The following is a 21,730-nucleotide window of genomic DNA, read 5'->3' on the forward strand; positions in this document are numbered from 1 at the left end:
CGAGTGCAGAGCGCTATTTTGCCTTGCCTGGGGCCCCACTTATTGGGGGGAAACCGTTCTTCACAACCTGGATAAAGCTCATCCACCTGTTTGGTACGACAATACACGGCTGTGTCTTTGAGAGACTCATTCATGACTCATCTCTTCTTGCAAAACGTGGCCGACCAGATGGCCGTTCTTCAAACGTTGCCAGTACTGGCCGATGCTGTGGATCAAGCAGGTCAGATGGCCGGGGATGCGTTGCAGACCGGGGGCAAGATCATGTTTTGCGGCAATGGCGGTTCCGCAGCTGACAGTCAGCACCTTGCCGCTGAGCTAACTGGCCGCTTTATCAAGGATCGGCGTGCTTTGGCGGCGATTGCGCTGTCAACCGACACGTCTGCGCTGACTTGCATCGGTAACGATTACTCATTCGATGAAGTTTTCGCGCGTCAGGTCGTCGGCTTGGGCCGTGCCGGAGACGTGTTGGTGGCCATTTCGACTTCGGGCAATTCGCGCAATGTCATCCGTGCGGTGGAAGAGGCCAAAGCGATTGGCATCAAGGTGATTGGTTTCCTGGGGCGCGATGGCGGGGCGCTGAAAGCCATGTGCGATGTGCCCATTGTGGTTCCCAGTAACGTGACGGCTCGTATTCAGGAGTCTCATATCCTGATCGGGCACACCTTGTGCGGATTGATTGAGTCCCGCCTGGGTTTGGCTTGAAAACAATAACGGTGACACTGGGGCAAAAAAATTGAACAGTCCTGCGCGTGAAGTGGTAGCCAGCCGGAAGGTGCTGGTGGTGGGTGATGTGATGCTGGACCGTTATTGGTTTGGCGCTGTGGACCGCATTTCGCCCGAGGCGCCGGTGCCGGTGGTCAAGGTGATGTCGGAGCAGGAGCGCGTGGGCGGTGCAGCCAACGTGGCCTTGAATGTCAAAACGATTGGCGGGCAGGTCACGCTGCTGAGCATGGTGGGCCAGGATGAGCCCGCCCGGATGCTGCGGCAGTTGTTGGAAGGTGCTGGGGTGCGTGCGGTGCTGGGGCAAGACCTACGCATGCAAACCATCGTCAAGCTGCGAGTCATTGGTCGCGCCCAGCAACTATTGCGAGTGGACTTCGAGCGAGAGCCTGACCATGAGGTGCTGGCCCAGATGCTCGGTGATTTCGAGCGCGAGTTGCCTGAGCACGATGTGGTGCTGTTCTCGGACTACGGCAAGGGCGGCTTGGCGCACATTCCCCGCATGATCGAGATGGCGCGTGCGGCAGGTAAGCCCGTTTTGATCGACCCCAAGGGCAGTGATTACGACCGCTATGCCGGCGCATCGGTGATCACGCCGAACCGCGCGGAGTTGCAGCAGGTCATCGGGACATGGCAAAACGAAGATGAGTTGACCGTCAAGGCAGAAGCGTTGCGCCAGCGCCTGGGCCTCAAGGCGTTGTTGCTGACCCGGTCCGAGGAGGGGATGTCTCTGTTTGAAGCTGGGCGCGTGGCTCACGTGCAGGCTCAAGCGCGAGAAGTCGCCGATGTGACAGGCGCAGGCGACACGGTGATTGCCACGCTGGCGTTGATGCTGGCGTGCGGTGTGTCACTCGAAGATGCCATGGCGCATGCCAACCGTGCCGGTGGCTTGGTTGTGGCCAAGTTTGGCACGGCGACGGTGAGTTATGAGGAGTTGTTCGCGTGAGCAGCTTGATGGACAAGGTGTGCGACCGCGACGAAGCGGTTGCACGAGTGGCAGCGTTGCCTCGCCCCGTGGTGTTCACCAACGGGGTGTTTGACGTGCTCCACCGTGGCCATGTGAACTACCTGCATGAGGCTCGGCAACTGGGCGGCTCGCTGGTGGTGGCCGTCAATGCGGACTCGTCGGCGCGCATGCTGGGTAAAGGGCCGGATCGCCCTTTGAACAGGGAAGAAGATCGTGCTGCTGTGCTGGCCGGCTTGGCTTCGGTGTCCTTGGTGACGTATTTTGATGAGCGCACCCCCGTTGAATTGATCAAAGAGATCAAGCCTGACCTGTACGTCAAAGGCGGGGACTACGACATGGAAACGCTTGAAGAAACGCGCGTGATCCGGTCGTGGGGCGGTGATGCCTTGGCCATCCCGTTTGTGAATGGGTATTCCACGACGTCCCTGGTCAAGCGGATTCGCGCGGGGCAGGCTGCCGATGCTGCTTCGGCGGCACAGGCGTCTGCATTAACGTCGCCCCGCAAGGCGGCGTTTCTGGATCGTGATGGCGTGATCAATCTGGATCGCGCTTATGTCCACAAGTGGGACGAATTTGAATTTGTGCCGGGTGCCATCGATGCCATGCGTCGTTTGCGTGAGGCCGGTTATGTGCTGATTGTGGTCACCAACCAGTCGGGCTTGGCGCGTGGCATGTACACCGAAGCGCAGTTCCAGGAGCTGACGCGCAGGATGTGCGAGCACTTGGCAGAGGCAGGTGCCGCCGTGGAAGCGGTGTATCACTGCCCGCATCATCCCAAAGGCAAGGTGCCTGAACTGGCGAAGGACTGCGATTGCCGCAAGCCGGAGCCCGGCATGATCTTGCGCGCTGCGCGGGAGCATGGACTCTCGCTGGCGCACTCCATCATGGTGGGGGACAAGCCCTCTGACATCGAAGCTGCACGCAAGGCAGGGGTTGCAAAAGCATTTATCGTTGCGTCGGATAACGAGGAGTCTGACGGTTCGCTGGCAGGGGCTGATGCGCGATTTGACGATTTGCAGGCGTGTGTGACCACGCTGCTCGCTTGATTGCGAACGCCGCTGAGAACGTCGCGTCCTGATCAGAGTTCAAAGCTGCCAGATTCTGCGGGCCTGGCTTGGCAGCACGGCGGCAGTGATGGCGCCGATCATGACAAACAGTGTGTAGGTCCACATGATGGCAATCACCGCAGGGGACTGCCACCAACTGAGCGATACGCGCCGACCTTCCCGCAAGGTGCCTTTCAGGATTCGATTCAGTTTTGACAGGAAGAGCTTGCGTATGGCTGTGAAGACGAGCGTCGATGCAGCTTGTCCGTGAAGGTCTTTCTCGTTGAGTGCCCAGTCACGGCCTTGCGCCAAGGCTCGTTCAAAAAAATGATGCAAGCCGTTTGGCGCAGGATGTGACGTTTTGGCAGCGGGGGTGGCCCAGATGACCTCTCCACTTTGGAGTAGTTGTGCGGCCAATCGGTTGCACGCTCCCCGGGTCATGCCGTCTGGAATTGTCGGGAATGGCTGCGCCAGAAATGATACGCGCCGAAAGGCAACGTTGTTGGCAAAGAAGAACTGTGCCGGGTGTTTAGCCTTGGCGGGTGTCGTGCGCAGCGGGAAGAACCAGTGCAGAGCGAATGCTTTTTCCATCAAGCTATTCGTCGACATATAGGTTTCTCCCGCCACGACATGAACTTGAGGGTCGCTGCGCAGGGGGGCGGTCAACTCATTGAGCCAGTTTGCTTCCAACAGGACATCACTGTCGACGAAGACAATGATCTCGCCCTTCGCCATTTGTGCCCCTTTGTTCTTGAGGTCGTAGTAGCGGGTCTGTCCGGCCGGAACGAGTTCACACCGTGCCTGACTGAGTGCGCCGGCTACCAAGTGTTGATGAATCAGGTCGCGCAAGTCGTCTGCGTTGATTTGCTCGTCGTCGAAGAGCACCAGAAACTCAGCGTCGAATGCAGCCTCGGACGCTTGATGTCGCAGCGCTTCCAACATGCTGATCGCACGACTGGCGGCTGACAGGCGCGCGTTGTCCCATTCAATGATGATGCTGACCAGGTTGGATGGCTGTGGGTGCGTTGTCATGATGGCGTGGTTTCAGGCGATGGTCGGAGTAGTTTGTTGACGTTGCTGGCGAAGCCGTTTACGTCGCAAACTCAGCAGATGAAGCAGGTGTTGAGTACTGGGCCAGGCGCGCATGGCGTAGAGGACGTCGCCCCAGTCGGGGACGTGTCCGTAGTATTCGGAGTACATCTGGCAGTAGAGCAGGAACTGCGCCTTACTTCCCAGGTGGGCTGCTGAAGATACAACTTGATTTCTGCTCTGCGCGAGCCGTGTTTTGGCGAGGCCTGAGATGCGGGGGGATGCGTGACCTGCATCGATGTGTTGCAGGGCTGTGGGAACCAGTTGTCCATGGCCGTTGGGCCCGAGCATTCTGATCCACATGTCCAAGTCTTGCCAGGCATGCAAAGACGTGTCGAAACCGCCGGAAGCGAGCCAGGTTGCACGTGGGGCAAAGATCTGGTTGCCAACGCAATTGCTTTGGCACAAGTCTCGTGCCTGAACACGCACGGGTTTGTGATGTGCGTGCGTGCCGGCAGAAGTGAGCGTGATGTCAGCACCGTACAGGAAGACCGGATGCGCCGCATTGCCGGATGGATGCGCCTGCCATGCGGTCCAGAACTGGCTGAGGCGTTGCTGATCGAACCAGTCGTCATCGTCCAGCCCGGTGATGAATTCCCCCTTTGCGGAGGTGATGGCCAGGTTGCGTGCGGTGGGGGCGCCCATCGCAGACGCATGGCGGAAGTAACGGATGCGACCATCGCCCCGCATCCATTCGTTGACCGCGGCTTCTGTGCCATCCGTGGAGCCATCGTCCACGATCAATATTTCCAGATGCGGGTAGTCTTGCGCCTGCACAGATTGAACCGCGCGCTGCAAAAGCAGTTGGCGATTGTGGGTCGGGATGTACACGCTGATGAGGGGATGTGACACGTGCATGGTCATGTCTCAGCGAACAGCCTTCAAGCTGTCACGCACACGGCGCAGGTGTTTCTGTTTCAGAAACAACGTTGGCGTCCATTGCAGGATTCGCCAAGCTGGGCGCTCGGACAGAAGCCGGATCTTCAAGGCATGGGCACGTTGCGCCAGCGCGGAAGCCGGTGCGGGCGATGTGATCGAGCATGCATACGCGAGCAGATCAAATTGTCGAGCGAGCAGGGCTGATCGAGCGAAGACCGGGCAAGTTGGATGCTCGGAAAACAATGCTTCGCAGATGTTCATCAGGTCCTGTGCGCGTTGTTGTAGGCGAACAGGACTGTCGTTGAGCGTCAGGGATCCTGCACGTCTGCGATAGCGATAGAAAGGTTGCGAAAACTGGCAGATGGATTGCGCGCGTAGAAGTGCCGTGGGGGTGGACCAGCAGTCCTCGTGAATCCATCCATCCGGGAATTGCCAGGCACAGCGGTCAATGAAGTGCCGGCTGTAAAGGTACGCCCACGCGGGGGTGAGCAAAGTGCCTCGCTCCACCGCACGCTGAAAGAACGCCGCTGGAGGCATGTCATCAGACAGAAGGGGGTGCGTGAGGCGTCGCTCTCCCGCATCTGACTCTTCCACGACGTTCACAGTCATCAGGTCACTCGTGGTCGTGGCGAGAATGGTCAGCAGGCCGCGCAAGGACGCAAGGATCAATGCGTCGTCGTCATCCAGAAAACAGACATATCGCCCAGACGCATGCTGCATGCCGGTGTTGCGTGCAGCAGCCAAGCCTCTGTTTTGCTCGTTTTGAATCAGGGCGAGCCGAGCCCGATCATGGGTGCTCAGCCCACGCTGAAACTGCTCAAGCGCCTGCCAGGTCTGATCTGTGGATGCGTCATCAACCACGACAACCTCGACCTTGGGTGATGTGGTCAGGATCTCCCCCAGGTGCTCGGTGAGCTCCTGAGTTCGTTGCGCCGCATTGAAAGCAGTGCAGATGATGGTCAATGTCGTATCAAATGGCATGGCGATGCGCAAAGCTCATTTGGTGCCCAGCGCGAACTGAACAGGGTGATGCAAGGTGCTTTCCCAGGTGAGTTCGCTGATGCCGGGTCGTGAATGGTCTGGAATGTGCCCCTGGCTGAGGATGTTGACACAACGTTCCCGAAAGCCGTCCACCGTATCGGTGAGATGCAGGCCGGGTGTCTGCAACCATGCCTCGAAGCCGCGCATGCTGACGTGCGTGGCGATGATGGGGCGGTTGGAGAGCAGCGCTTCCGCTGTCTTCAAGTTGGTGCCACCACTGTTCTCGATGGGGAGCAAGACGGCTCGTGCATGATGCAACAGCTGGTCCAACTGTGATCGGCTGACTTCGCCTGCCAGGATCAATCGTTTGGATAGAACGTGCGCGCGCAAGAGCGGGTCACCCGCCAGCATGCTGCCGGCGCTGCCCGCAACCACGATGCTGGTGTGAGGTGGCAGTTGAGCCAACCATGGGGCGACCAAGGTGCGAAAGCTGTGGATGCTGGGCTGATGCACGCCGCTGACAAACAGCGCGTAGGGTGTCTTCGGGATGCTTGCCTGCGGACTTTTGTTGCCCAAGGTGCGGCAACCGTTCGGGCCGATCACGATCTGTTTTGCGCCCCAATTTTGCAAGGTGTCAGCGTCCGCATCGGAGACAGCCCAGCACAGATCAGCCCGTTGGGCGCAGAACTGCTCTGCTGCACGGACTTCCGTAAGCATCTTCTCTGCAGCGGGGGTGAGCTGATTGGATCGATGCCAGATTTGATGCAACAACTCGGATTCGATGTTGTGAGCGCTGTAGACGATGCGGGCGCGGTGGAGGCGTGGATGGCTGAGCAGTGATGGCAAGGCGTAGGCGGCCCACGGGTGCTCCAAATGCAGGACGTCGAAGGGCTGGCTCAGTTGATTGAGCTTGCTGCAGAGGGCTTGCCCCCAGCCCATGAGCCCATCGCCACTCCACAACACACGCAGTTGGCCCAAGTGTGCTGGCTTGCCCCAGTGGTGCCGCATGGCACGCTGCCATGACCAGAGCTTGATATCAAGCGGCGACTGGAGGTCACGCTTGCGTGTGACCACGCAAGCACGTGTGACCTGGCAGCCGGCGCGCTCATAGGCGCGTGCTGACTCGGCAACGCGGATGGCGCCACCACTGCGAGGCTCTGCCGGGACGGCAAATGGGCTGATCTGTAAGACGCGCAACATGAGCTAACAAGCATCAGTGTGCGTATGCAACAGCCTTGATCGTTGTGTAAATTGAAGCAATCATTCCCTGTCTGTTTTGTTTTTTCGAGTGCGGCATTATCTGTGCTTGTCGCTGGATAGCAGGCTACGGTAAACCGACAAGTTGCCTTTGACCATCGATGGGATGGAAAACTGTCTCTCGACCCACTGTCGGCCGGCTTGGCCATAGCTGTCACGCAGGGTTGGCGAATCCAACAGTTTGTTCAATGCAGCAGCCAATCCCGGTACATCGCCGGGTTCAATCAACTCCCCGTTGAGTCCCGGGCGCACGATCTCGGGAATACCACCTGCTCGCCCACCGATCAGCGGCACGCCGCATGCCGCGGCTTGCAACAGTGAGACGCCCAAGCCTTCCATGAAGGCAGGATGGGCCAGCACATCCAGGCAGGGCAGGATCTTGGCCAGGTCTTTGCGGAATCCCGGCAGTTGGACGCGGGCGGCGAGGTCGGGTGAGGCTGCGACGCGTGCCTGGATGTCTTCGCTGATGGGGCCTTGGCCGAACAAAATGACCTTGATGCGCGGATGCCGTGCGATCACGGTCGGCAGGGCGTCCAGCAGTGTCTGGTGGCCTTTACGCTGGATGAATTGCGCCACCATGCCGATCACCAACTCATCGGGCTGGATCTTGAATTCATGTCGAAACCAGTCCAGGTGCGAGCGATCCGGTCTGTATTGATCAGTGTCGACCGCGCTCAAAACGCAATTCACCTTGTTGGCGGGCACGCCTTCACTCAGCAAGACCTGTCGGATGCCGTCAGAGATGGTGATGACTTCGTCATAGAGGCGGTACTTCAGATTGACAACAAAGCGTGACTCCGGATTGTCGACGCGGCGGCTGAGAACCACGGGGATCCCTTCGAGCTTGCCAGCCAGCGCGCCCCAAATGTCACTGCCTCGCCGGCTGTGCAGATGGATGAGGTCAGGACGCTCGGCGCGGATCAGTCGGCGCAGCCGACCCAGCAGGCCCATGTCCAGATCGCCCTTCATGGGCATCGTCACCACTTTGGCATGAGGTTCCGCTTCACGGGCGATGGCGCTGCCCTCGGGGCACGCCAGGATGCATTGCATCCCCATGGCTTTCAGTCCGCGTAGCAGGAACACAACCTGCAAGGCGCCTCCGTACAGGTGCATGCCTGCTTCAACGTGAAGGATTTTCATGCGGTCATCTCCAATTGCCCCAAGGCCGCTTCGAGGACGCGCTGAGTGGTGAGTTGAGTCATGCAGGTGAAGGCGCCGTTGCACGTGGGCCGGCGACGGCAGGGCGAGCAAGGTGGTGCGTCGTAAAGGATGCGTGTGCGAGGTGTTGGACCTTCGCGGTAGGGGCGTGTGGAACCAAACAGCACCACGGTCGGAATGCGCAAGGCCGAGCCCATGTGCGTCAGGCCGGTGTCGACGCCAATCAGCAGTTGGGCTTGAGCAATGAGCGCGACGCTTTCATCCAGTTTGAGTCGTCCTGCCAGATTGATCAGATGGGGCTGCGTGGCCGCAATGCGGTTGGCGGCTTCCGTGTCTGCCGGTCCACCCAGCACCACGGGTTGCAACCCCTTGGCGAGGAGCTCGCCAGCCAATTCTGACCAATTCGACTCGACCCAGTGCTTTTGAGGGCGCGTGGTGAAGGGCGCGAGGATGACAATGGGGCGGCTTGTAGCGGAGGCGCCCCAAGCGGCATCCAGGGCTTGCTTCAACACGTTGCTGGCGCGCTGGCGCTGTTCGTCACCGACGGCCAGGTCATGCACGAAACTGCCTTGCGGGGCGCCGAGGTAGTGGGCCAGATAGCGGTATTCCGAGCCCATCACTGGATCCTGGCCGGGAGGTGGGGTGACCACTTCATTCACCAGTCTGTGGCTGCCTTCGCGGGCGATGATGCTGACGCGGCGTGGTGCGCCAGTCATCCAGGCGACCAAGCCACTTTTGAGCAGCCCCTGACCATCAAGGACCAGATCGAACTTTTCTTCACGCAGACGATTGCGAAATGCCTTGATGGCACGCCACAGCGCAACGTAGCGCTTGGCCTTGAGCAGCGCTTCCCACTCGCTACGGGGCCAGATGATGACTTGCTTGATCCGTGGATTGTGTTTCAGCAGGGGGGCGCACCCCGCTTCGCAGACCCATGACACCTCAGCATTGGGGTAGAGCGTATGCAATGCGGGGATCAGGCCTGAGGCCATGACGATGTCCCCCAGCGCTGACAAACGCACGATCAGAATGCGATGTGGGGTTGAGGTTGTGTGGGCACTCATGCGTGGCGGGCCAAAGCAAGGCAATGCTGATACACGGCCACGGTTTGCTCAACCATGGCGGTATCGGTCAGGTGCTGCAAGTAAAAATCTCGTCCAGATTGGGCCAGTTGCGAGGCGGCTTCGGGCGTAGCCGCCAAACGTGTCATGGCCTGCGCCAAGGCATCTGGCTGTTCGGTGGGAACCAGCCATCCGGTTTGATCTTGGCGCACGATTTCGGGCACCCCTCCCACGGCAGTGGCGATCACAGGCAGTTTGGCGGCAAAGGCTTCAATCACGGAAAGCCCAAGTGCTTCGCGTCGGGAAGACAAGGCGTAGGCATCGAAGGCCGGCAGGATGCGTTGCACGTCGCTGCGATAGCCCAGATAGTGGATGCGCGCGGTGTCTTGCGCCAGAGCCTGCACTTCACGGCCATATGCCGTGTCGGGGTCCCCGATCAGATACAGGTGTAGCTTGTTGGCGGGGACCTGGCGCATGGCTTGAACCAGCAAGTCTTGCCCCTTGTCTCGGACGAAGCGACCCACATTGACCACGGCAAATTGGTCTGAGGGGATGCCCAACTCGGCACGCAAGGCTGCGCGGTCACCCTGTGGGCCGTCGGGCATGCCGTTGTAGATCACGGAGGTGGCGTGGTCGGCATAGCCGTGTTGAAGCAAGTTGTCCTGCACGGCTTTGGACACTGCAATCACATGAGCGCAACGCTCCATGTGCTTGTGTGCGGTGGTTGCGTGCGCGGTGCACACGGCCACGGGGCGCTGCTTCCGGTGCCCTGCGAGGCCGGCGTATTGTGCACCTCGCACCAAGTGACCGTGCACGATGTCGGCGCGCCACTGTCTGACCAGCTTGCGAAGGGCAAAGTGCGATGGCAGGTCAAACAGCCCGGACATGCGCAGATGAGTGGCGGGGATGCCGTGTTCCTGACAGGCGCGCCCGAGCCACGAGTCGAGTGGCCCGGCGTACATCACATGATGGCCTGCCGCACGTTGCCCTTTCATAAGAACCAGGGCGTGGTTCTCAGCGCCGCCGTAGCCGTGGCTGTGCAAAACGTGAACGATTCGCATGGTGCTCATTGCCCGTCTTTGCGCTTGTGCTTCATGTGCAACTTCCAGGCGTAGCCAATCAGGTTGTCACCATATGAGATGGCTTTGCGCGGAAGCTCGAACGGATTGTGTGCCGTGTTGGCCGCGCCTCGGATGCAGGTCAGGCCTGTGCGATAGCCAGCCTCCTGAACGAGATCGCGAACTTGGGCGTTGTAGTCTCCGTAGGGGTAGCAAAAGTCCGGGACTTCTGCACCCAGCAAATCTTCCAGTGCCTGCTTGCTGCCAAAGATTTCCTGACGTTGTTGAGCTGCTGTCAACTGTGTCAGGCGCGGGTGGCTCATGGCGTGTGAGCCGAAGTGGCAGCCCTCTTGATGCAAGCGACGAATCGATGCAGCGTCCATCAACCTGCTTTGCTGAGGCCGATCTTGCAACCAAGCCGCGTTCTTCCCGATGAGTGAACTCACCAGGAACACGGTGGCAGGGAAACCGTATTCCTGCAGCGCGGGCCAGGCATGCTCGCGGAAGTCGTCGAACCCGTCGTCTACCGTGATGACCACAGAGCGCTGAGGGAGTGGGCGCCCCTCGAACAGACACTGACGAGCTTCTTCCAGGCTTAAGACGCGGAAGCCGGTGTATTTCAGGTAGGCCAGTTGTTGTCTGAATCGACCAATGTGGCAGAACAGGGCACGATGAGCCTTGGGCCGCGGATACAGGCCGATCTGGTGGTACATCAGGATCGACAGCGGAGGCGTGGCCGGCGGTGTGGAAAGCATGAATGCAGAGGGGAACTTGCGCAAAAAGAGACTGTAACCTAGGCGACGGACCCGTGGCGACAGGCCGGAGATGCGGCATTTTGCCGCCCCGGTGAGTTGCGTACGATGGCCAGCTACCTTGGTCAAACCGAATCGAATAGGATGCTCAGGAGGCCTCTTTGTTGCGCTGAGGTGTTTGTCATGCTTTCGACCGTCAAAACACTGCTCGGATCACTGCTTCTTGCGGGCTGCGTGTCCTTTGCCGTCCGGGCTCAAGAATCTCCGGCTGTAACGTTGGACGCAGTGCGCGCGTCCCAGATTGACGCGCGTGTTCTGTCCATCGGGCATCCACGTGAGGAAGCCATTGCGCTCTTCACCGAGCGACTGGTTGACGGATTGGCATCACCCCGAGAACGGCTGTATGCGGTCTACCGATGGGTGGCCCATTACATTGACTATGACGTGGAGTCGTACCTGAGCGGGCGTCTGATGGGTGCCGGCGGGGCTGATAACACGTTCCGTTCAGGAAGGTCCGTCTGCAACGGTTATGCGGATCTTTTGGTGGAAATGGGGAAGGCCGCAGGGCTGCACATCGAGAAAGTGGAGGGGCATGCCAAAGGTTTTGGCCCGGGCTTGACGACCGCGTCACTGCAGGACAAAGAAAACCATGCCTGGAATGCAGTGGAGTTGGATGGCCGCTGGTACTTGCTCGATGTCACCTGGGATTCCGGCGGGGTGGATGCCGCCACGCGGGCATTCGTCAAACGCTCTGGCGAGCCCATCTACTTTCTGGCACAGCCGGACTTGTTTGTCACCACGCATTACCCCAGTGCGGCGCAATGGCAGTTGTTGCCTCAACCCTTGAGTTTTGAAAGCTTTTTGGCGCGAACCAAGTTGAGGCCCGATTTGCGCCGTTGGGGGGTGGATCCGTCGACGCATGTCGACGAGCGCATTGTGTCGGCGGACGACACCTACGCATTTGATTTTGGTGTCAGTGCATTGCGACTCCAGGCCACCTTGATGCAGGGCAGCCAAGTCGTCAGCGGGAACTGGTCGTTCCAGATTCGGACACCAGAGGGCGGCTCTCGGCTCTTGTTGGCAGCGCCGGCACCCAATGAGTATCGGGCAACGATTTTCAGCTCACCCGATCCGCAAGCCACGCAACTTGAGCCCGTGCTCGACTACACAGTGCAGTTTGCGCAAGCAGGCCGCTTCCCGTATGGGTTCCCTCAGGCCTACAGCGGCTATTACGCGCAAAAGGTGGAGTTGGCGAGCCCACTGGATGGTCGACTCCGTGCCGGTGAACCGGTGAGGTTCAAGCTGCGTTTGCCGGATGCAGAGAAAGTCACGGTCTTCCAAGGCAACAACATCATCAGCGAGTTGACGCCGGTGGATGGGTACTACACAGCGGAGGTCTGCCTGCCAGAGGGGCAAGTGGATGTGGCGGTGATCCTCAAGGGCACCACCCAATATGCAGGCATCTTGAGTTACCAAGTGGCCGGCAAGTAACTGCGTTCGCCTTTTTCCACGCAGAATCCGCGCTGGTATTCAGCGCGGGAGGACATGAGGTGAGTCTGGGCTCTGTGCCGCAAGGCATCTTTCTCACACATGTGATGTCCCCACGAGTCCGTCGACACTTCTGCCGACTCAAGGCAGAAACTCAAGGGCTCGTCGACTGGCATCTCGTGTTCAATCCGGGGCGCTACCCTAATCCTTCTGCAGCGCTGCCTTTGCATGGGTGTGATGTGCTGATGGGACTCCGGCACAGTGAGATGATGCGCAACGGTAGCGTTCAAGGGGGCTACCTCGATACAGTGTTCATGCCGTGCGCATTGGCGTTGGGGGCGCCTTACGTCTGGGTGTTGGAGTACGACGTGGATTTTTCGGGGCATTGGGCAGATTTTTTTCGCCAGTTTGAGGGCGATGTGTCTGACCTGTTGATGACGACGATGGTGCGTCATGACCAAGACCCTGAGTGGTACTGGTGGCAGCATGCGAAAGCCCCAGACGCCTTACCCAAGGCGAGATGGCTGAGGGGGTTCTTGCCCATCATGAGGTTGTCCAGGGCGTTGGTCGGTGACTATGTGCGTGCTGTGCGTGACGGGCAATGGGGCGGGCACTATGAGTTCACCGTTCCGACGATCGCGTCCACGCTAGGGCGATCGCTGCGAGATGTCCGCGACAGAGCGGACTGTCAAAAGGTGAACTACACCAATACGCCGCTGGACTGGCAATTGCAGCCGGGGAGCTTTGTCTGGCGACCGTCTCGTGCAAACTACTTCCATGAGTGTCCCCGAGAATTTCAAACGAGGGATGTCTTGTTTCATCCCGTTAAACCAGGGGTGGAAAATTGGGAGCGTTCGTGAAGTCCGGCAGCGAGCATGAGCTTTGTATCCTTTACGTGTATCACCGCTTGGATGAGACCACTGTTCGACATTTCAACCTGCTGGTTCAGCACAACGCGCATCACTGCATCATTCCATTGACCGATGCGGCTGATGAGCAACTGCCGGGTACGGTCGATGTCAGGGCTTTTCCTGGGCCGTGGGTGTCACTCGATGGCTGGCGAGGGTGTGACACCGTGCTCTTGCGCTGGTTCGCTAACCGAACCGTGAGCGCAAAGCGCTATGTGTTTGTGGAATGGGACTGCCTCTGCACGGTGGATCTGGCGGATGCCTATGCCGAGATCTGGGATGTGGACATTGCGGCCAGAGATCTCTTTTTGCCGGGCGAGAAACGCGATACGTCAAAAGGGCGCTATGTCGCGTCGGAGTGGTTTCACTTCCGGGAAATTGAACGACTACCCGAAGCCGATCGCAAGTTTGCGGCGGGGCTGGTGCCCTTTGCTGGCATGTTCTTTTCGCACGCTGCATTACAGGCCTTTCTAGATCACGCGCCGGTGGAGGATGTGATCAGCGAGTTGCGAGTGGGCACTGCTGTGCGCAAGGCCGGCTTAAAGATCACGCCATTTCCAGCCTCACTGAAGCGCGCCATTCGATGGGACCCGCACCCGTATATGCCTGTGAGTGATGGCTTCTTCCATCCGATCAAGCCTGCTGTCATGCGTCCGCAGGTATCAACTTGCTCGGTATTGGTGGTCATCGGTCGGGACGACCAGACGTTATCTGCGCAACTGCGGAGTATCGGAGCGCAAACAAAATTGCCTGATGAGTTGGTCGTTGTGGACGATGGCGCCACCGACGCAGCCAAAGAAGTGTTGCGTGAGTTCTCACAACAGGCACCGTTTCCAATCCGGCTTGTCGTGCATCAGAAACGCCGGGGCTATGTGAAGTCCATCAAAGAGGCGGTTGCACTTGCCGAGGGCGATGCGCTGTTTTTCTGTGATCGTGGGGATGTGTGGGATCCCGAAAAGATTGAAGCATCAGTGTGCTTCATGCGAGATGGCAATCATGAAGTTGTGACACATGATTGGTCCGATGTGGGCGATGGGGCGAGGGTGTCTCGATCCCATTTTGATCATCTGGCTCAACATGGCCTGCGTGTACCTGCCGCGTTGCATGGCGGTGCCATGGTGGTGCGCCGATCATTCTTCTCGACGTGGGGTTGGCCGGGGAAGCGGTACGGCATCGCCCCCCGCCTCTGGGTGGCGCTGATGTCGTCCCTGGTTGGGGGGCGTGGGTATTTACACCGAACCTTGGTGGCACGGCACAGGCTGCCCGCTGGGCTGCGAGGGTTGGATCTCATTCTTCAGCGCGCGGGCGATGCCGGCGCGACGCTGACGGGGGCGTCGGATGTCGATCTGGTGTTGTGGTCCGGCTTGTCAGTAGACGATGTCAGGATGCCCAGGGAGCTTCATCGCAAGCTCTTGGCTGCATCCGAAAGCATGCTGGAGCCAGAGAGGTATCTCAACGCGGCCCAGGCCGTGCGTCAGCATGCAGACCGTCTGGACGAGCAGGTCATGGCAGAGCGCGGACCTTTGTATGCCGCGTATCGCCGCCTTGAGCGTGTCATGCGTGGGTGACTTCAGCTCTTGGCCTGGCGTGATTCAGCGCGCGTGCGCCTTTGCGCCGTAAGGGCAGTAATTGGGGCGAGGGCTGACCTGTGGGTGCCTGCGACAGGTATTGGGCCGCTGCTCGTACACAGTACAGCGGCGTGTGTTGGCGTCGAGGAAGCGGCAGTCGCCACTGGCGCGTCGAGCCAAGGTGTAAATCTCGTATTTGAAGTTGAAGTGATCGATCAGCCCCGCCTTGGTTAAACGCTTGGCAATCTGCTTCGGCGCCTCGTGCTCCGCTTCAAATGGGTCGACCAACTGCAGTCGTACCAGATCTGCCAGCTTGACCTCGACTGGCATCGTGCAGCAGTTGGCCATGCAGTTGTCGCACAGACCGTTGCGGTAGCGTGTCCATGTGTCCGGGCGATCGACGTCGACGAGGTAAATCGATGACTTCATGGCTCAGTGATGTTGCGATTTTGCTACGGTTGATGCGTGTGCAGCGTCCGTGTCTTCGCTGCTGAAGAGCGGCGGGCCAAAAAAGAAAAAGCCCATCCATAGGATGGGCTTTTGAATTTTGGTGGCCTGGGGCGGAATCGAACCACCGACACGCGGATTTTCAATCCGCTGCTCTACCAACTGAGCTACCAGGCCATCTCTTCGCTTGATTGCTGCGTTGCAGTGATCAGCGAAGAATTGAACTATAGCATCAATTTGAGGCCGTTTTCTTATTTCGACCCAAATCAACACCCAGTTGTTTCAATTTTCTGTAGAGGTGGGTGCGTTCCAAGCCCGTTTTTTCAGCCACACGGGTCATGCTGCCGCCTTCGCGAGCCAGGTGGAACTCGAAGTAAGCACGCTCGAAATCGTCGCGTGCTTCACGCAGGGGACGATCCAGTTCGAAGCTCTGAGCGTGCGACAGACCAGTGTTGGTGGATTGCGACACTACGGGAGTGCTGACGACGGCCGAGCTGTACGCCACGGTTGCGGCTTGCGCCACTGGTTCGGCGTGGGACAGGTCGGTACGCATGGTCGAGACGACCGAGCTGACGCTGGCGTACGACGAGGCTGCGGTGATGGGGGTCACCGTTGCCAAGTGCACAGCCTGAGGGGCTGCAGCGACCGCACGCGGTGCCGCAGGCTTGGTCAGGCCTTGTTCCACAGCACGGAGCAGCTTTTGCATCGTGATGGGTTTTTCCAGGAAAGCCTGCGCGCCAAACTTGGTGGCTTCCACGGCCGTGTCAATCGTGCCGTGGCCCGACATCATGATCACAGGCATGGTCAATTGCCCGCTGGCCGCCCACTCTTTGAGCAGGGTGACGCCATCGACGTCGGGCATCCAGATGTCGAGCAAGACGAGATCGGGTTTGCATTGCTCGCGCATCACGCGGGCTTTGGCTGCGTTTTCAGCGACTTCGACGGTGTGACCCTCGTCGCTCAGGATTTCTGACAGGAGGGCACGAATGCCCAGTTCGTCGTCGACAACAAGAATGGTAGCCATGAAATTTTCGGAGCCCGCAGGTGAAATCTAGCTCTGGTGTGAACCCGTTGCGGGAGTTTGGGATGACAGCTTTGAAAATGATAGCGAAACTTGTGCCCCTCTCACGCGTTCTGGACTGATTGCGTCCCCTTCAGGAGCGGGGGATGAGAGAAGATTGCGCAGTCTAACCAGTGCGCCGTGCTCATCGGCAATCTTTTTGACAACTGCTAAGCCTAAACCTGTGCCCTTGGCTTTGGTGGTGATGTAGGGCTCGAAGGCGCGTTTGAGCACTTTTTCGGGGAATCCCACCCCGTTATCGCGCACGGTCAGGCGCACGGCTCGCACCGAACCGTCCGCGTGGGTGGGGCCGTCCGTGCGAATCAACACGGTTGGCGGCGCATCGGCGGGCGGGTGTTCTGCCAGAGCATCCAGGGCGTTTTGCACGAGGTTGTGCACGACCTGGCGAAGCAAGGTCGGATCGCCTTGGATGAGGGGCAAGTTGGGTTGCAGTTGCACCTGCAGGGGGCCTTGCTCAATCGCCTGTCCGTAAAGGCCCAGCACGTCGCTGACCAATTCATTCAGATCCAGTGGGATGAGCTTGGCAGAGGGCAGTCGTGCGTAATCGCGGAATTCGTTGATCAACGTCTTGAGCGCATGCACTTGCGCCACGATGGTGTTGACCGAGCGGTGGAGCAATTGACGGCTGGGATCGTCCAGTTTGTCTTCCAGCTTGATTTGCAGGCGCTCGGCCGACAGCTGGATGGGGGTCAGGGGGTTTTTGATTTCATGGGCGACGCGACGAGCCACCTCGCTCCACGCCTCTGCACGTTGGGCGGAGACCACCTCGGTAAGGTCGTCAAACACGATCAGACGCTCGTCCGGCGGGAGCTCGGCGCCGCGAACCAGCAAGGTCAGCGGCTCAGGGTGGTGGGGTAGCTGTAGTTCGTACGATTCTTGCCATTGCTGACGCTCGCCGGGCGTTGGGTCTGTGGCGTAGAGTGCGAATCGTTGTCGTAAGGTTTCTGCGAAACCGGTCAATTCCGGCACGTCAGACAGCGAGCGCCCGCGATAGGCAGACAGCGGCAGTCGCAAGATCCGTGTTGCGCCCGGGTTGACGGTGTCGATATGGCCTTGTGCGTCAAAGACGATGACGCCTGCCGTCAGGTTGTCCAGGATGGTCTGCAAATGCGCGCGGGCGCTATCGAGCTCATGCACGCTTTGATCGACCTGTGCGCGCGCATCGGCCAATTGCTGCGTCATGTCCGCAAACGAGCGTGTCAGGCCGCCGAGTTCATCTTTCGAATGGAAGATGGCCTTCGGGCGCAAGTCGCCGCGTGCCACTTCTCCCACACCGGCGGCCAGCAGCAGCAGCGGCCGAACCAGTTGTTGCCCGAGGATGGCTGCGAGCAAAAAAGCGCCAAACACCGCCAGGAACAGCGACAGCGTCAGGGTGCCGATGTACATCCGCTTGAGGCCATTACGGCCCAAAGCGCGTTGCTGGTATTCGCGGTAGGCCGTCTGCACGTTCAGGGCGTTGGTCACCATGTCCGGTGGCAGGGCTTGCGTGACTTGCAGATAGTGGCCACGTGCTTGCAGGCTGAAACTGGTGTCGGGCATCCAGGCCAGTGCCATCACACGGGCATTCGCCGCAATGTTGTCGGGCTCATCCAGGCCCTCAACCTGGGACACCACGCCCTTGCCGCGCGCTTCTTGCCGCAAGGATGACGGTAGCCGTTCGGCGATGAGCGCGCGTGAGTGAGTCGTGCCGACGCTCCACTCGACGGCACCGGTTTCCGAGTAAAGGCTGACCGACTGCGCGCCCAGTTGTTCCCGCAGGTGTTCCAAGTCCAGCAGGCTGGGGAGGTTGGTGCCCGTCGGTTGATTTTGGCGCCCCATGCGCTCGGCGGCGACGCGGGTCTTGGCTGCCAAGTCCTGGCTCAGGCTGTCGAGGGTCGAGCGGCCGAGATTGAGACCGGCTTCCAAGGCGCCCTCCACGCGAACGTCGAACCAGGTTTCGATGCTTCGTGACACGAACTGGTAGGACACGGTGTAGATGAGCAGGCCGGGCAGCAGGCCCACCAGGCCAAAAATGCCCGCCAGTTTGAGCAGCAGTCGGCTACCGAAGCGACGTTGCCGCAACCGGAGGCCCAATCGAATCAGCGCGAAAACGATGACGATGCCCAGCAGGGCCGCCACACTCACGTTGATGGCCAGCAGCCAGCCGTAATACGGCTCCAGCTGCTCGCTGTTCTGTGTGGCGAGTACCAGCAGAAAGGTCAGCACCAGGCCAGCACCGGTTATCGCGGTACCGGCCACGATCCAGGCCCAGCGATTGGCTTTGATGGTGCTCATGCTTTTTTTGGGGGGGGCGGTGTCACCGCGGCAAAGGCACGCTGGTGCGGCGTTGCACGATCAAATCCCAGTCGGATTGCCCGCCCAGGCCAAACTGCATGGGGCGGGGGAGTTCGCTGGTGTCGAGTTTGAAGACGAAGTCCACGTAGTAGTCTTCGCTGTCATTGGCTGGCAGTGCATCGGCAATTCGCCACTGAATGCCGTGTCGCAGCACTTCCAGAACTTCACTGAGGCGGCTGTAATGGCGACTGAGGCCGTCAAAGCTCAGTCGCCATTGACGGGTCAACGGTTGGTAGGCCAAGCGCCAGCGACGTGTGGCCGTTGCGACGACCTGGTCGGTCCAGTACCAGCGGTTTTTGTGCACCTCGGCTTCGGCCACGAAGACCACCGACAAGCCTTTGTAGAGAGCCTGTTCAATGTCACGAGACAGGTCGAACCGAACTTCGTAGCTCAGCAAAACCCCTTCGTCACTGCGTTGGGCGCTCAGTCGAGCCAGTTCAATGCCATTGCGACCAGGCGCCGCCAACGCCTGCCGGCCAGGCTGGGCCAAGATGGCGGCCAGCGCGGTAGAGGTACTGCGTTGCATGAAAGCTCGGCGTCGCATTGAGGGCATCAAGCACTAGGCTGGGGTCTTGTGCAGCAAGGCGTAAAAGAAGCCATCGCCACGGTTGTGCCGGGCGGGGTCAAGGTATTCGACCACAGGCAGCAGATGACCGGGAGCCGGGCAAGCCTGAGCATCGGGCGTGCGTTGCAAAAATGCGTCGACGCGATCCTGCCCTTCCATCTTGAAGACCGAGCAGGTGCAGTACAGCAAATGGCCACCCGGCTTGAGCAAGGGCCACAGGGCTTGGAGGATGGCATCTTGTGTCTTGGCAAGGGCGGCGATGTCGGATTCGCGGCGCAGCCAGCGCACGTCGGGGTGACGCCTCACGATGCCCGATGCGCTGCAAGGGGCATCCAGCAAGATGGCGTCGAAGGGCTGCCCATCCCACCAAGAGTCTGGCTGGCTGGCATCGGCGGCCACGGTGCGGGCTTGCAGTTTCAGTCGTGTCAGGGTGTCTTGCACGCGGGCCAGACGCTCTGGGTCGGCATCCAACGCGGTGACTTGCAAGTCGGCCAATTCCAGCAGGTGGGCGGTCTTGCCGCCGGGCGCTGCGCAGGCATCCAACACGCGTGCGCCTGCTGCAAGGGCGTGTCTACCTGCATGGATGAGCAGCGGTGCGGCGATCTGAGCTGCTGCGTCTTGTACCGACACATCGCCCTCGGCAAAGCCAGGCAGGCGTTGTACCGGGACACCGGATGGCAGGGCGATGGGTTGCGCCTGATCCGGCGCATCGGGCATTTGCGTGGTGGGCTGCGGCAGCAAGCCCGCGTCAACCAGTCGCCCCACATAGGCAGCGGTGCTGCCATGGCGCAAGTTGGCGCGCAGCGTCATGGGGGGCTGCTCCTGATTGGCCATGAGGATGGCCTGCCAGTGCTCGGGCCAATCTTTCTTCAGACGTTTGATCCACCAGGCAGGATGGTTGAACTGCGCCACGGGGTCGTTGTCCAAAGCGCTGAGCAAAGCTTCTTGCTCGCGCAGAAAGCGGCGCAGCACGGCATTGACCAGGCCGCTGGCCACTTTGGCTCGGCGCTTGGCTGCTTCCACCGCCTGATCCACCAGCGTGTGGGCGTTGTATTCGGTGCCCAGCGCCAGGGCCAAAGCCGACAACAGCAAGGCATCGACCCATGGTTGCGGGGCTTTGGGGACGAGCTTCTTGCGCAAGGCCTCGGCGGTGCCCAGTCTTCGCAGCACGGCAAAGGACAGGGCTTGAACGCCAGGGCGCTCCAAAGCTGGGCGAGCGGCCAAGGCGTCGGTCAGGGATTGTCCTTGGCGAACGGCCGCTACCGCATCGGCGCAGCCGGTCAGAAGTTGCCACAGTGGCAAGGACGAGGGAGAGAAGGGCGTGACCGTTTTACTCATGGCGCGCAGTCTATGCGCTGCGCGAGGTGTCTGCCCCGCACTCGGTCAGGATTTACCGAGTATTCACGCACCGAGGAAGTGCTTGCGGTAGCGTGCAGGCAGATCGGCGATGCGCATGAGCATGGGCAGGTCGGCCGTGTTGAAGTCAGGATCCCAGGCGGGCGCACCCAGCACTTTGGCGCCCACGCGCAAGTAGCCCTTGATCAACGCGGGCGGCTCGACGTTCAGGTGGCGGTCCAGTTCTTCCACAGGCAGGGGCAGGCGGGGGCGCACTTGCAACTCGATGGGCGCCAAATGCGTCTGACGCAGTTGCTCCCACAGGCTGGCGGCCACGTGGCCACCGTCGCGCATGCTGATGCTGGCGCAGCCAATCATGGTGTCCAGGTCATTGCGCACCATGAACTCGGCCAAGGCGCCCCACAGCGCCATGATGGCGCCGCCGCTGCGGTGGTCGGGATGCACGCACGAGCGCCCCAGCTCCACCATCTTGCCGCGCAGATGACGCAGACGGGTCAGGTCGAACTCGGTTTCGCTGTACAGACCACCAATGCGCTGGGCCGACTCCGGGGTCAGAACGCGGTAGGTGCCGATGACCTGACCGGGCTCGCTGCCAGTTCCACCCAGGCGCACCAGCAGGTGCTCGCAGTAGGGGTCGAACAGGTCGATGTCGTGCTCGGCTGGGCTGCCGGCGGGCACGCTCAGGCGTGCGCCCATCTCTGTGGCGAAGACCTCGTATCTCAGGCGTTGCGCTGCACGAACATCCTCTTCAGTGCGCGCCCAAACGACCTCAATGGGCTGACGCGCGCTTGGCTGAGCGTCCGAGCTTGGATGAAGTAACCTCCGGGCGGAGCGTGCATCCCCGGTGTGGTTGGCGGACAGTTCGGACAAGGGTAGGGTAGGAAGGGGGAGGTCGCGCATCGTCATCTCCAATTCGTTCATGTCTGTGTCTCTGTGGGGCACAGTGTTGGCAGTGCGGGTGACGGTGCCGTGAAGGCTGGATGACACTTGTGTGACGGACTGCGTTTTCCCTTTC

The 21,730-nt window shown here is 60.1% G+C and carries 19 protein-coding genes, 1 tRNA gene and 2 pseudogenes; 7 read left to right on the forward strand and 15 right to left on the reverse strand.

Going from position 1 to position 21,730, the window contains the following annotated elements:
* Window positions 1-132 precede the first annotated feature (132 nt).
* From ACOYNB_RS05970 to gmhB, 4 genes and pseudogenes are all read left to right on the forward strand, one after another.
* The gene (locus ACOYNB_RS05970) at window positions 133-702 is read left to right on the forward strand and encodes a D-sedoheptulose-7-phosphate isomerase (RefSeq protein ID WP_422838216.1); all 570 of its coding nucleotides are present in this window, start codon (window positions 133-135) and stop codon (window positions 700-702) included.
* 91 nt (window positions 703-793) lie between these two features.
* Window positions 794-1,666 carry a D-glycero-beta-D-manno-heptose-7-phosphate kinase gene (rfaE1, locus tag ACOYNB_RS05975; RefSeq protein ID WP_422838254.1) on the forward strand — a complete coding sequence of 291 codons (873 nt, stop codon included), beginning with the start codon at window positions 794-796 and terminating at the stop codon, window positions 1,664-1,666.
* Window positions 1,667-1,674: 8 nt separating this feature from the next.
* A pseudogene (gene rfaE2, locus ACOYNB_RS05980) lies at window positions 1,675-2,133 on the forward strand (D-glycero-beta-D-manno-heptose 1-phosphate adenylyltransferase); the annotation flags it as partial.
* A gap of 27 nt (window positions 2,134-2,160) precedes the next feature.
* Window positions 2,161-2,733 (forward strand): annotated as a pseudogene (gene gmhB / locus ACOYNB_RS05985) (D-glycero-beta-D-manno-heptose 1,7-bisphosphate 7-phosphatase); the annotation flags it as partial.
* 39 nt (window positions 2,734-2,772) lie between these two features.
* On the opposite strand, the gene ACOYNB_RS05990 reads toward gmhB, so the two are convergent.
* From ACOYNB_RS05990 to ACOYNB_RS06025, 8 genes are all read right to left on the reverse strand, one after another.
* Window positions 2,773-3,675, reverse strand: a complete 903-nt coding sequence (locus tag ACOYNB_RS05990) for a glycosyltransferase (protein WP_422838217.1) — start codon at window positions 3,673-3,675, stop codon at window positions 2,773-2,775.
* A gap of 102 nt (window positions 3,676-3,777) precedes the next feature.
* Entirely contained in the window at window positions 3,778-4,680 is a 903-nt protein-coding gene (locus tag ACOYNB_RS05995) for a glycosyltransferase family 2 protein (RefSeq protein ID WP_422838218.1), read from the reverse strand.
* Between the two features lie 9 nt (window positions 4,681-4,689).
* Complete coding sequence (locus tag ACOYNB_RS06000) at window positions 4,690-5,682, reverse strand: glycosyltransferase family 2 protein (RefSeq protein ID WP_422838219.1); 993 nt, start codon at window positions 5,680-5,682, stop codon at window positions 4,690-4,692.
* A 15-nt stretch (window positions 5,683-5,697) separates the two neighbouring features.
* Window positions 5,698-6,882, reverse strand: coding sequence for a glycosyltransferase (locus tag ACOYNB_RS06005; RefSeq protein ID WP_422838220.1), 1,185 nt, complete (start codon window positions 6,880-6,882; stop codon window positions 5,698-5,700).
* Between the two features lie 96 nt (window positions 6,883-6,978).
* On the reverse strand, window positions 6,979-8,079 hold the full coding sequence (locus ACOYNB_RS06010) for a glycosyltransferase family 4 protein (protein WP_422838221.1): 1,101 nt from the start codon (window positions 8,077-8,079) through the stop codon (window positions 6,979-6,981).
* Window positions 8,076-9,161, reverse strand: a complete 1,086-nt coding sequence (gene waaC, locus ACOYNB_RS06015) for a lipopolysaccharide heptosyltransferase I (protein ID WP_422838222.1) — start codon at window positions 9,159-9,161, stop codon at window positions 8,076-8,078. The genes ACOYNB_RS06010 and waaC overlap by 4 nt, the downstream gene beginning before the upstream one ends.
* On the reverse strand, window positions 9,158-10,228 hold the full coding sequence (locus tag ACOYNB_RS06020; protein ID WP_422838223.1) for a glycosyltransferase: 1,071 nt from the start codon (window positions 10,226-10,228) through the stop codon (window positions 9,158-9,160). Before ACOYNB_RS06020 ends, waaC begins: the two co-directional genes overlap by 4 nt.
* Window positions 10,225-10,971, reverse strand: coding sequence for a polysaccharide deacetylase family protein (locus ACOYNB_RS06025; protein ID WP_422838224.1), 747 nt, complete (start codon window positions 10,969-10,971; stop codon window positions 10,225-10,227). Before ACOYNB_RS06025 ends, ACOYNB_RS06020 begins: the two co-directional genes overlap by 4 nt.
* Before the next feature lie 282 nt (window positions 10,972-11,253).
* Here ACOYNB_RS06025 and ACOYNB_RS06030 point away from each other — a divergent pair, with 282 nt between their 5' ends.
* The 3 genes from ACOYNB_RS06030 (at window position 11,254) to ACOYNB_RS06040 (ending at window position 14,932) form a co-directional block, all read left to right on the forward strand.
* Window positions 11,254-12,459 carry a transglutaminase domain-containing protein gene (locus tag ACOYNB_RS06030; RefSeq protein WP_422838225.1) on the forward strand — a complete coding sequence of 402 codons (1,206 nt, stop codon included), beginning with the start codon at window positions 11,254-11,256 and terminating at the stop codon, window positions 12,457-12,459.
* 59 nt (window positions 12,460-12,518) lie between these two features.
* Window positions 12,519-13,316, forward strand: a complete 798-nt coding sequence (locus ACOYNB_RS06035) for a hypothetical protein (protein WP_422838226.1) — start codon at window positions 12,519-12,521, stop codon at window positions 13,314-13,316.
* 293 nt (window positions 13,317-13,609) lie between these two features.
* A complete protein-coding gene (locus tag ACOYNB_RS06040) occupies window positions 13,610-14,932 on the forward strand; it encodes a glycosyltransferase (protein ID WP_422838227.1) in 1,323 nt (440 codons plus the stop codon).
* 24 nt (window positions 14,933-14,956) lie between these two features.
* Here the strand turns inward: ACOYNB_RS06040 and ACOYNB_RS06045 are convergent, their stop codons facing one another.
* From ACOYNB_RS06045 to ACOYNB_RS06075, 7 genes are all read right to left on the reverse strand, one after another.
* On the reverse strand, window positions 14,957-15,361 hold the full coding sequence (locus ACOYNB_RS06045; RefSeq protein WP_422838228.1) for a YkgJ family cysteine cluster protein: 405 nt from the start codon (window positions 15,359-15,361) through the stop codon (window positions 14,957-14,959).
* Between the two features lie 119 nt (window positions 15,362-15,480).
* Window positions 15,481-15,556 (reverse strand) — tRNA-Phe (locus ACOYNB_RS06050).
* A gap of 55 nt (window positions 15,557-15,611) precedes the next feature.
* A complete protein-coding gene (locus tag ACOYNB_RS06055; protein WP_422838229.1) occupies window positions 15,612-16,403 on the reverse strand; it encodes a response regulator in 792 nt (263 codons plus the stop codon).
* 27 nt (window positions 16,404-16,430) lie between these two features.
* Window positions 16,431-18,734, reverse strand: coding sequence for an ATP-binding protein (locus ACOYNB_RS06060; protein ID WP_422838230.1), 2,304 nt, complete (start codon window positions 18,732-18,734; stop codon window positions 16,431-16,433).
* A 22-nt stretch (window positions 18,735-18,756) separates the two neighbouring features.
* On the reverse strand, window positions 18,757-19,320 hold the full coding sequence (locus tag ACOYNB_RS06065) for a DUF4390 domain-containing protein (RefSeq protein WP_422838231.1): 564 nt from the start codon (window positions 19,318-19,320) through the stop codon (window positions 18,757-18,759).
* A gap of 33 nt (window positions 19,321-19,353) precedes the next feature.
* Entirely contained in the window at window positions 19,354-20,697 is a 1,344-nt protein-coding gene (rsmB, locus tag ACOYNB_RS06070) for a 16S rRNA (cytosine(967)-C(5))-methyltransferase RsmB (protein ID WP_422838232.1), read from the reverse strand.
* A 63-nt stretch (window positions 20,698-20,760) separates the two neighbouring features.
* Window positions 20,761-21,615, reverse strand: coding sequence for a GNAT family N-acetyltransferase (locus tag ACOYNB_RS06075; RefSeq protein WP_422838255.1), 855 nt, complete (start codon window positions 21,613-21,615; stop codon window positions 20,761-20,763).
* Window positions 21,616-21,730: the final 115 nt, after the last annotated feature.

This window comes from Aquabacterium sp. (genome assembly GCF_049317225.1).
Classification (GTDB): Bacteria; Pseudomonadota; Gammaproteobacteria; order Burkholderiales; family Burkholderiaceae_C; genus Aquabacterium.